Origin of the sequence: Herbaspirillum lusitanum (assembly GCF_026127345.1) — a bacterium.
In the GTDB taxonomy this organism is placed as follows: domain Bacteria; phylum Pseudomonadota; class Gammaproteobacteria; order Burkholderiales; family Burkholderiaceae_D; genus Herbaspirillum; species Herbaspirillum lusitanum.
Window position 1 is genome coordinate 64,180 of record NZ_QXFG01000011.1, and the last position, 9,116, is coordinate 73,295.

A 9,116-nucleotide genomic window follows, 5' to 3' on the forward strand; every position below is an offset into this window, starting at 1 on the left:
GGCAGCACACCGTTCGGCAAGTGGTGCTTTGTCGCGGGGATCGAACGCAATCTTACAAGTTTTCTTCCAGGAAGCAAAAAAAAGCTCTCCGGCCGCAGCAGGAAAGCTTTTTCGACAGCCGCATGCCGCTGTTGCTCAGCCCGGCATGCGCTCCACAATCCCGCCCAGCTTGCGCAAGGCCTGATCCAGCTCGTGCGTAAACGGCTTGCCGCAGCACAGGCGCAGGTAGTGATCGAAACGGTCTGAATTGGAAAAGATCACGCCGGGCGACACCCCGATGCCCTGATTGAGCGCGGCGGCGAACACCGCCTTGGACGACAGCCCGCGCGGCAACTCCACCCACAAGCCGACGCCGCCGTTGGGCACGCTCAGACGCGTCTCCGGCGGGAAGTAGCCGGCGATCGCTTCCGCCATCTGCTCGCGCTGTTCCTTCAAGCTGCCGCGCAAGCGCCGCAGGTGGCGATCGTAAGCTGGCGATCCCATGTAGTTGGCGGCGGTGATCTGGGTCCATTCCTCGTTGGCGCGGGTATAGGCGAATTTGAGCATCTTGACCCGCTCATGCCATTTGCCGCTGGTCATCCAACCCAGCCGCATGCCCGGCGCCAGCACCTTGTTGAGCGAGGCGCAATAAATCACATTGCCGCTGCGGTCCCAGACCTTGGCGGCGCTCGGCGCGACGTCGCCGTCGGCCAGTTCGCTGTAGGCGTCGTCTTCGATCAGCGGCACCGCACAACGCTCGCACAGCGCCACCAGGCGTTCCTTGTGCGCGTCGGGCATGATGCAGCCGAGCGGATTCTGCAGGGTCGGCACCACCACCACCGCCTTGATGTTACCGTACGTCTGGATGGCCAGTTCGAGCGCCTCGATCGAAATCCCGGTCTGCGGACTGGTCGGAATCTCCAGCGCGCGCATGCCCAGGCTTTCCAGCGTCTGCAACAGGCCGAAATAGGTCGGCGACTCCACCGCGATGGTATCGCCCGCCTGTGCCACCGCGCGCAGCGCCAGGTTGAGCGCCTCGATGCAGCCGTGCGTGACCACCACGTCATCGGCGCCGATGCGAATGCCCGCGTTGAGCGCCCGGCGCGCCACCACCTGGCGGAATGTGGCGTTGCCGTTGATCGGCATGGCGCTGGTGAGCAAGGAAGGCTGCTCGCGCAAGGCGCGGATGGCGGCGTTCTTGAGCGCTTCGACGGCATACAGCTCGGGCGCGCAGGTCATGCCGCTCAGATCAATGGTGGGGGCCTGCAATTGCCGGCGCGCGATGAAATCGGAGACCTGCTCGTGAATCCCCACATATTGGGCGGGATCGAGCGGCGCCAGAATGTTGGGCTCACCCACCGGCCGGATCGTGGCGCGGCGCGGCTGGCGCACGAAATAGCCGGAACGCGGACGCGCTTCCAGCCAGCCGCCTTCTTCCAGATGACGCAAGGTCTGCAGCGCGGTCGACAGGCTGACATGGTGCTGGCGCATCAGGTCGCGCACCGACGGCATGCGGTCGCCGGGCGCCAGCGTGCCCGACTGGATCGCCGACAGGTAGTGCTCGGCCAGCCGACGGTAAATCGGCAACGCGGGTGGCGCTACCGGCGTGAGTGCGGATGTGGCCGCAGCAGCGGCGAACGGGGGTGGTTGCATGTCCATGGATGAATCTTCAGCGTTCCGGGATGGCGGCGATAGATACAGAGCGATCGAAAACAGACGATAACAGATCAAAAAAATGCCTGCTGTTTCGATTCACATGACAACGGGCTGTGCCTGTTTCGCATGCTCGCTCTTGCCTAGACTATCCCTACGCCAACCAACAGGGAAACATCATGCGCACAACCGACAGCCCTCAGACCGCTCCGACCCGGATCCAGCTCAGCACCGGCCAAAGCTATTACTTGTGGAGCCGCCGCGATGCCGTGCTGGTGGTGCAAGCCGGCAGCATCCGCCTGCGCGAGTCGCCCGAATGGCTGTCCGACGCCGTATTGAGGACTTTGTCCACGGTCCACGAAGGCCAGCACTACCAGATCGAACGCGGGGGATGGACTTGCCTGCATGCAACGCGCGCGGCAGAAGTTCTGCATTATGCCAGCTTGCCGACGCGCTACTTTTCGCTGGAATCCTTGGTACGGATGGCATCGGCGCCGGTTCGGCGCTTGCGCAACATGGCGCTGCAATTGCTGGCGTCGCGATAAAAATTGAGTACTGGCGTTCACCTTGCAAAATTGCATAATTCTCATCAAAAAATACGTGAATTAACCCTGAAGAATGTGGGTGCATTGCATTAAAGGCATTACACTATTGCGTCACCCACCCTTCTTCATCGTTATGCAGAATCAAAGCCGCACTCCCGACAATGCCGTCACCGCAGATGGCGAACTCGTCAATGCGGAGATGTTTGAGCTGGCTCCCGTCTCCATGTGGCTGGAAGATTTCAGCGGCGTCAAAAAACTGCTCGAGGCCTGGCGCGAAGCCGGCGTCACCGATTTGCGCAGCTATTTGCAGGCCGACCTGTCGCGCGTCCACGAATGCACCCTGAACATCCGCGTCCTGCAAGTCAACAGCAAGACCTTGCAATTGTTCGAGGCCGACAACCTGGCGCATCTGATCGCCAACCTCGACAAGGTATTCCGCGACGACATGCTGCACACGCATATCGAAGAACTGCTGCAGGTGTGGGAAGGCAAGCACGAATTCTCCAGCCACAGCGTCAATTACACGTTGTCCGGCAAGCGCCTCGACATCCAGCTCAACGCCCGTATCCTGCCCGGCTATGAAGACAGCTGGGAGCGCGTGTTGCTGGCGGTGGAAAACGTCACCGAACGCGAAACCGCGCGGCGCAAGCTGACGCACAGCGAAGACTATGCGCGCGGGCTGTTCGAGTACTCGCCGATTTCTCTCTGGGTGGAAGATTTCAGTGCGGTCAAGCGCCTGTTCGGCGACTTGCGCCAGATCGGCATCAAGGATTTCCGCGTGTTCACCGATGTGCATCCAGAGTTCGTCGAGCGCTGCATGCAGGAGATCCGCGTCATCGACGTCAACCAGCAGACGCTGACGATGTTCCATGCGCCCGACAAGCAGACCTTGCTGTCGCGCCTGAGCGAGGTGTTCCGCGACGACATGCGCCCGCATTTCAACGAGCAGCTGGGCGAGCTGTGGCATGGCAATCTGTTCCACCAGCGCGAAGTGGTGAACTACGCACTCAATGGCGAGCAGTTGCACGTGCATCTGCAGTTCTCGGTATTCCCCGGCCACGAAGAAAATTGGGATCTGGTGCTGGTCGCGCTGACCGACATCACCGCGCGCAAGAAGGCCGAAGCCTATCTCGAATTCCTCGGCAAGCACGACGAGCTGACCAAGCTGCACAACCGCGCCTTCATGGTCGATGAGATGAATCGTCTGGAGCGCAAGGGGCCGCTTCCGGTCAGCGTCATCATGGCCGATCTCAACGGCCTCAAGGAAGTCAACGATCAGCTCGGCCATGCTGCCGGCGATGCCCTGCTGCGTCGCATCGGCGAAGTGCTGGGCAAGGCGGCGGACCGTCCCATCCACGCGGCGCGCATTGGCGGCGACGAGTTCGCCATCCTGATGCCGGCCACCGACGAACGCGGCGCCATCGCCATGATGGAAAACATCCAGAGCCTGATCGACATCAACAATCAGTATTACTCCGGCTCGCCGCTGAGCCTTTCCATGGGCAGCGCCACCAGCCAGCACGGCGAACGCCTGGAGACGACAGTGCAGCGCGCGGATGCGCTGATGTATGAAGATAAACGCTCCTACTACGCCAAGACGCCCGGCAACGAACGGCGGCACAACTCTCCGGAATGAACGAGCGGCGCTTTGAGCTGACGGTCGACGACGAGACCATTGTCGGCGACATCCTGGACGCGACGAATTCGGTGGGCGTGCCTGGAGCACTGTTCCTGCATGGCGCCGGACAAAGCCAGCGCCAACGCCAGCGCCTGCTGCGGGAAGAGCTTGCGACGCTCGGCCTTGGCAGCATCGCCTTCGATTTTTCCGGTCATGGCGAGAGCAGCGCCCACACGCCGGGCTCGCTGCAGAAACGTCTGCGCCAGGCTGAACAAGCACGGCAACACCTCGATCCGGAACATCGCGTCCACACCGTCGTCGGCGTCAGCATGAGTGGCGAAATCGCCATTCGCCTGGCTTGCAGCGATGCCGGCGACATCGATCATGTGGTCCTGATGGTCGGTGCGATTTACGATCGGGCGGCCTTTGCGTTGCCGTTCGGTCCGGCTTTCTCCGCCGCGATACGGCGCCCCGCCAGCTGGCGAGATGCGGAAACGCTGGAATTGATCCGCAGCTATCGCGGCGGCCTGACGATCATCCGCGCGCTCGACGACACCGTGATACCGTACGACGTCGCCGATCTGTTGATGGACGCGGCGCAGTCGGCGCGCTTCCGAAGGCTGATCGACCTGCCCGGCGCAGACCACCGCCTCAGCGAAAAAATCGCGCAAGACGCCGGACTGCGGCGACGCATCGCCACCGCCATCAGTGCGGGGAAATTGGAAAACCGGGAAGAAAAATGATCAGGCGCTGGTCGACACCAGCGTGCCGACAACGCCCGTAACGAACGAGTCGTTGGCCGCAATGGCCGACAAGCCCGGATCGCTGCGCAGCACGGCGGTGATTTGCGGCGAGAGGCCGCTGGTCGGCGTGAAGACACCGCTGCCGTTGTAGAGGCCATCCACGCTGGGCTGGCTCTGGTCCGGTTGCTGCCCATCATTCGCGGGTGAACCCGCAGATGTCGAGTTGGCTGCTGCGGACGGTTGCCGTTCCTGCTGCACAACTTGCGGCGATGGTCTTGGCGCGGGCACGCCGGCAAAAGAGATTTCACGCAACAAACCGGCTGCCGTATAGGTGACCGATCCGGCGGGTGCGCCACTGATACTGACAACCACCGATCCGGCATTGGTCAGCGCCACCGCCGTACTGATCGCAGCCGGGCTCAGGCCGAGGTCGATCACCGGCGTACTGCCTCCATAGGCAGCCGGAACGCTGGCGGTAAACGAACTGTTGATTGCAATGGCCATCAGGTCCTCGCCGGCTGAATCAGTCCTTCCATATCAGTCCTTCCATTTCAGTCTAGCAGCCAAGCGGATGTTTTTCGATGCAACAGTGACAACCGCAGCCGGTTGCTCCATCCCATGACGTAAAAAAACCGCCGGGCTTGCGCTGCGGCGGTTTTTATCGACTTTAATTGCCTGAAGGCTATTTTTCTTCGTGTTCCGTCTGCACGATGCTGACGGGCTTGCCCTTGATCTTGCGCCAGGCATACACGATGTAGCCGGACAAACCGTACAGGACAAACAGGCCGAACAGCACCTTGGACGGATCGCTGGAGATCACCACCAGGAGCACCACCACCAGCAAGGCCGCGATGAACGGTACCGGCTTGCGGAAGTTGATGTCCTTGAAACTGTAGAACGGTACGTTGGTCACCATCGTGATGCCGGCATACAAGGTGATGATCCACGCCGCCCAGCTCAAGTCGGTGCCGGCGAAACGCAGGTCGTCCATCAGCCACACGAAGCCGGCTACCAGCGCCGCAGCCGCAGGACTCGGCAAACCCTGGAAGTAACGCTTGTCGACCACCGCGATGTTGGTGTTGAAGCGGGCCAGGCGCAATGCGCCGCCGACGCAATACACGAACGCCGCCAGCCAGCCCAGCTTGCCCATGCCGCGCAGTGACCATTCATACACCACCAGCGCCGGTGCCGCGCCGAACGACACCATGTCGGACAGGCTGTCGTACTGGGCGCCGAATTCGCTTTGCGTGTTGGTCATGCGCGCCACGCGACCGTCCAGGCTGTCCAGCACCATGGCGACGAAAATCGCAATGGAGGCATGGTCGAACTTCAGGTTCATCGCCATCACGATGGCGTAGAAACCGCAGAACAACGCCGCCGTCGTAAAAGCATTGGGCAGCAGGTAAATGCCGCGCGAACGCCGCGGACGCACGATCGGCGCGCCGTCGACGTCTTCCAGCTGGGCCGGATACATCGGCGTCTTATGGCTGCGCAAGGATTTCGGAAACGGAATCGCGCCCTTGTTTTTGCGTCTGCGGAAAGTTGCCATGGGAAGTCGGTCCAATATGCGTCGGGTGATTAGAATTCAGCCAGGATGGTTTCCGTGGCCGAGACTTTTTCGCCGACACTCACTTTCGGGGTGGCCGTCAACGGCAGGTACACGTCAACGCGCGAGCCGAAACGGATGAAGCCGTAACGCTGGCCGCGCGCCAGTACGTCGCCGGCCTTGACGTAGCACAGGATGCGGCGGGCAATCAGGCCGGCCACTTGCACGCAGGTCACGCTTTGGCCGTTGGCCGCAGTGATCGCCAGTGCATTGCGCTCATTTTCCAGCGAAGCCTTGTCGAGGTCGGCATTGACGAACTTGCCGGGGAAATACTGCACGGTCTCGATCTTGCCATCCACCGGGGCACGGTTGGAGTGAACGTTGAACACGTTCATGAACACGCTGATCTTCAGCGCTTCGCGATTGGTGTAAGGATCGTGGGCTTTGGCAACCACGACGATGCGGCCATCGGCTGGCGACAGCACGGCGTTCGGATTCTGTGGAATGGTGCGTGGAGGATCACGGAAGAATTGCAGCACGAACAAGGCGATGATCCAGAACGGAATCGACCATGCTCCACCGATCAGGGTGACGACAACGGCGACGACAACGGCAATGCCCAGAAAAGGCCAGCCTTCGCGGGCAATAATAGGATGTGGATAGTGGTTATTCAACGTTGCTCCGATAGTCGCTGATAGTTTTCAAAATGTTAAAGCGTGCTTATTCTAGACGAGCGCCTAAGAAATGTAACGCACCGCAAGTCAAATCAACGGATATTTATCCGTTGACAGCGAATGACAGCCAGAGATTCCGGCCGGAGGAAAAACGGAGGGACCTGGTGGCCTGAGGTAGCCATTCTTGTTCTGATGAGGGCCTATTTTATCGCGATTACGTCGATTGACGCGAACAATGGCAGCAGGGATGGACAGAACGAGAAGGAACGTCACGGCGCTGCAGCGGGCTGATGCGCCAGAGCATAAATACACCGGGCGGCCTGCACTGCACGCCGCCCGGTGACGCTCAATCAATTATTTGAAACGCACCTTGCCAACCAGATGCATGCCGATGGTGGTGTCGCCCGGCTCAAAGCTCGGCTCGGCGACGGCATCCTGCGCCGGCGCATCGGCCATCGCGCGCATCATCATCGCCTTGGGCGCCGGCGCGTTCTGGGCATAGTTGCCGGAGCCTTCGAAATCCACCGTTTCCACCACGGCGTCATTGCTGCGGCGACCCATTGCGCCCGCAATGGATGCAATGCGTTCATTGAGATTCTTGAAGGTCGCATTGATGAGGTCTGCATCCAGTTTTTTGGTCGCGGCCGGGCTCAGTCCGAATTGCAGATTGTTGAGTCCCAGAATACCCTGCGCTGCTGCCACGGTACGCGGCAGGCCTTCCAGATTGGTGGTTGTGACGTCGAGGTATTGCCCCACACGCCAGCCGACGATTGGACGCGGCTTGTTGCTCGGGCGCGGATCTTCGGCATAGACCGCATAGGTGTAATAGCCGCGTGTCTTGAGTTGTGCTTGCGGGTCTTGCCGCTTCACGACGTCGATGCCCTGCTTCATCTTCTTGTTGACGCGCGAGGCGGCGGCGGCCTTGTCCTTGTCCTGTTCCTCCACGTTCAAGGTGGCGCGCGCTTCGTCGTTGGGCACGACAAGTTCACCCGAGGCAGGAATGACGACCATGGTGCCGCTGGTTTGAGCTGATTGCGCATGTGCCGCCATCGTGGCTGTGGCGAGTACGGCGGCGAATAATAGTTGGCTTGAGCGCGACATGGATATCTCCAGAAATAAAACGGATTGATGAGTTTCGTACCGTCCTGTGCATGAACGCGCAAAGGAAAGCAATAACGAAGACTGGCGTTTGGACGCCTTGCGGCACGCTTAGTTCTTCTGAGGAACAATGCGATTGTGACAAGATGCAAGCAATGCAACATCTTTGTTACTGATCGTCGTAAGTCGCAAAAATAAAAAAGGACGCCGAAGCGTCCTTTTTGTCATCGACAAGAGATCGATTAATTCTTCGATTGATCGACCAGCTTGTTTGCCTTGATCCAAGGCATCATCGCGCGCAGCTTCTCGCCGACGATTTCGATCTGGTGTTCGGCATTGATGCGACGACGCGACAGCAAGGTCGGTGCGCCGGCCTTGTTTTCCAGGATGAAGCTCTTGGCGTATTCGCCGGTCTGGATGTCGTTCAACACCTGCTTCATGACCTTCTTGCTCTCTTCGTTGATGATGCGCGGGCCGGTGACGTATTCGCCGTATTCCGCATTGTTCGAGATCGAGTAGTTCATGTTGGCGATGCCGCCTTCATAGATCAGGTCGACGATCAGTTTCAGTTCGTGCAGGCATTCGAAGTATGCCATTTCAGGCGCGTAGCCGGCTTCCACCAGGGTTTCGAAACCGGCCTTGATCAGTTCGACGGCGCCGCCGCACAGCACTGCCTGCTCGCCGAACAGGTCGGTTTCGGTTTCTTCGCGGAAGTTGGTTTCGATGATGCCGGCACGGCCGCCGCCGTTGGCGGTAGCGTACGACAGAGCAACGTCACGCGCAGTGCCGGACTTGTCCTGGTACACCGCGATCAGATGCGGCACGCCGCCGCCTTGGGTGTAGGTCGAACGCACTGTGTGGCCCGGGGCCTTCGGCGCGATCATGATGATGTCCAGGTCGGCGCGCGGCACGACCTGGCCGTAGTGGATGTTGAAGCCGTGGGCGAAAGCGACTGTCGCGCCTTGCTTGGCGTGCGGCGCGACGTTTTCTGCATAGACCTGGCCGATGTTTTCATCCGGCAGCAGGATCATGATGACGTCGGCGCCCTTGACCGCTTCGTTGACTTCGGCAACGTTCAGGCCGGCGTTCTTGGCCTTGTTCCACGAAGCGCCGTCCTTGCGCAGCGCAACGGTGACCTTGCAGCCGGAGTCGTTCAGGTTTTGCGCGTGGGCGTGGCCTTGCGAACCGTAACCGATGATGGTCACGTTCTTGTTCTTGATCAGGGACAGGTCTGCGTCTTTGTCGTAAAAAACTTTCATG

At 60.3% G+C, this 9,116-nt stretch carries 9 protein-coding genes; 3 read left to right on the forward strand and 6 right to left on the reverse strand.

Annotation, left to right across the window (positions count from 1 at the left end; all coding sequences use genetic code 11):
* Positions 1-135 precede the first annotated feature (135 nt).
* Complete coding sequence (locus DXT88_RS17540) at positions 136-1,632, reverse strand: aminotransferase-like domain-containing protein (protein WP_050977607.1); 1,497 nt, start codon at positions 1,630-1,632, stop codon at positions 136-138.
* A gap of 179 nt (positions 1,633-1,811) precedes the next feature.
* On the opposite strand from DXT88_RS17540, the gene DXT88_RS17545 reads away from it, so the two are divergent.
* The 3 genes from DXT88_RS17545 (at position 1,812) to DXT88_RS17555 (ending at position 4,538) form a co-directional block, all read left to right on the forward strand.
* Positions 1,812-2,177 carry a hypothetical protein gene (locus DXT88_RS17545; RefSeq protein WP_016832351.1) on the forward strand — a complete coding sequence of 122 codons (366 nt, stop codon included), beginning with the start codon at positions 1,812-1,814 and terminating at the stop codon, positions 2,175-2,177.
* A 133-nt stretch (positions 2,178-2,310) separates the two neighbouring features.
* Positions 2,311-3,813, forward strand: coding sequence for a sensor domain-containing diguanylate cyclase (locus tag DXT88_RS17550; RefSeq protein ID WP_265215368.1), 1,503 nt, complete (start codon positions 2,311-2,313; stop codon positions 3,811-3,813).
* Positions 3,810-4,538, forward strand: a complete 729-nt coding sequence (locus tag DXT88_RS17555; RefSeq protein WP_265215358.1) for an alpha/beta hydrolase family protein — start codon at positions 3,810-3,812, stop codon at positions 4,536-4,538. Before DXT88_RS17550 ends, DXT88_RS17555 begins: the two co-directional genes overlap by 4 nt.
* Here DXT88_RS17555 and DXT88_RS17560 read toward each other — a convergent pair whose 3' ends face one another.
* The 5 genes from DXT88_RS17560 to ilvC all read right to left on the reverse strand — a co-directional run bounded on the left by DXT88_RS17560 (position 4,539) and on the right by ilvC (position 9,115).
* Positions 4,539-5,042 carry a hypothetical protein gene (locus tag DXT88_RS17560; RefSeq protein WP_265215360.1) on the reverse strand — a complete coding sequence of 168 codons (504 nt, stop codon included), beginning with the start codon at positions 5,040-5,042 and terminating at the stop codon, positions 4,539-4,541. It abuts the gene before it with no gap.
* A 178-nt stretch (positions 5,043-5,220) separates the two neighbouring features.
* Positions 5,221-6,087, reverse strand: coding sequence for a CDP-diacylglycerol--serine O-phosphatidyltransferase (gene pssA / locus DXT88_RS17565; protein ID WP_016832347.1), 867 nt, complete (start codon positions 6,085-6,087; stop codon positions 5,221-5,223).
* 29 nt (positions 6,088-6,116) lie between these two features.
* Positions 6,117-6,758: a phosphatidylserine decarboxylase gene (locus DXT88_RS17570; protein WP_016832346.1), complete on the reverse strand. Its 642-nt coding sequence runs from the start codon at positions 6,756-6,758 to the stop codon at positions 6,117-6,119.
* A 354-nt stretch (positions 6,759-7,112) separates the two neighbouring features.
* Positions 7,113-7,859 carry an SIMPL domain-containing protein gene (locus DXT88_RS17575; RefSeq protein WP_265215364.1) on the reverse strand — a complete coding sequence of 249 codons (747 nt, stop codon included), beginning with the start codon at positions 7,857-7,859 and terminating at the stop codon, positions 7,113-7,115.
* Between the two features lie 239 nt (positions 7,860-8,098).
* Complete coding sequence (gene ilvC, locus DXT88_RS17580; protein ID WP_016832337.1) at positions 8,099-9,115, reverse strand: ketol-acid reductoisomerase; 1,017 nt, start codon at positions 9,113-9,115, stop codon at positions 8,099-8,101.
* Position 9,116: the final 1 nt, after the last annotated feature.

What these genes read in the sequence shown, in the direction of transcription:
- DXT88_RS17540 (WP_050977607.1), bottom strand. Translation starts at nt 1,632, where the DNA reads ATGCAACCACCCCCGTTCGCCGCTGCTGCGGCCACATCCGCACTCACG.
- DXT88_RS17545 (WP_016832351.1), top strand. Translation starts at nt 1,812, where the DNA reads ATGCGCACAACCGACAGCCCTCAGACCGCTCCGACCCGGATCCAGCTC.
- DXT88_RS17550 (WP_265215368.1), top strand. Translation starts at nt 2,311, where the DNA reads ATGCAGAATCAAAGCCGCACTCCCGACAATGCCGTCACCGCAGATGGC.
- DXT88_RS17555 (WP_265215358.1), top strand. Translation starts at nt 3,810, where the DNA reads ATGAACGAGCGGCGCTTTGAGCTGACGGTCGACGACGAGACCATTGTC.
- DXT88_RS17560 (WP_265215360.1), bottom strand. Translation starts at nt 5,042, where the DNA reads ATGGCCATTGCAATCAACAGTTCGTTTACCGCCAGCGTTCCGGCTGCC.
- pssA (WP_016832347.1), bottom strand. Translation starts at nt 6,087, where the DNA reads ATGGCAACTTTCCGCAGACGCAAAAACAAGGGCGCGATTCCGTTTCCG.
- DXT88_RS17575 (WP_265215364.1), bottom strand. Translation starts at nt 7,859, where the DNA reads ATGTCGCGCTCAAGCCAACTATTATTCGCCGCCGTACTCGCCACAGCC.
- ilvC (WP_016832337.1), bottom strand. Translation starts at nt 9,115, where the DNA reads ATGAAAGTTTTTTACGACAAAGACGCAGACCTGTCCCTGATCAAGAAC.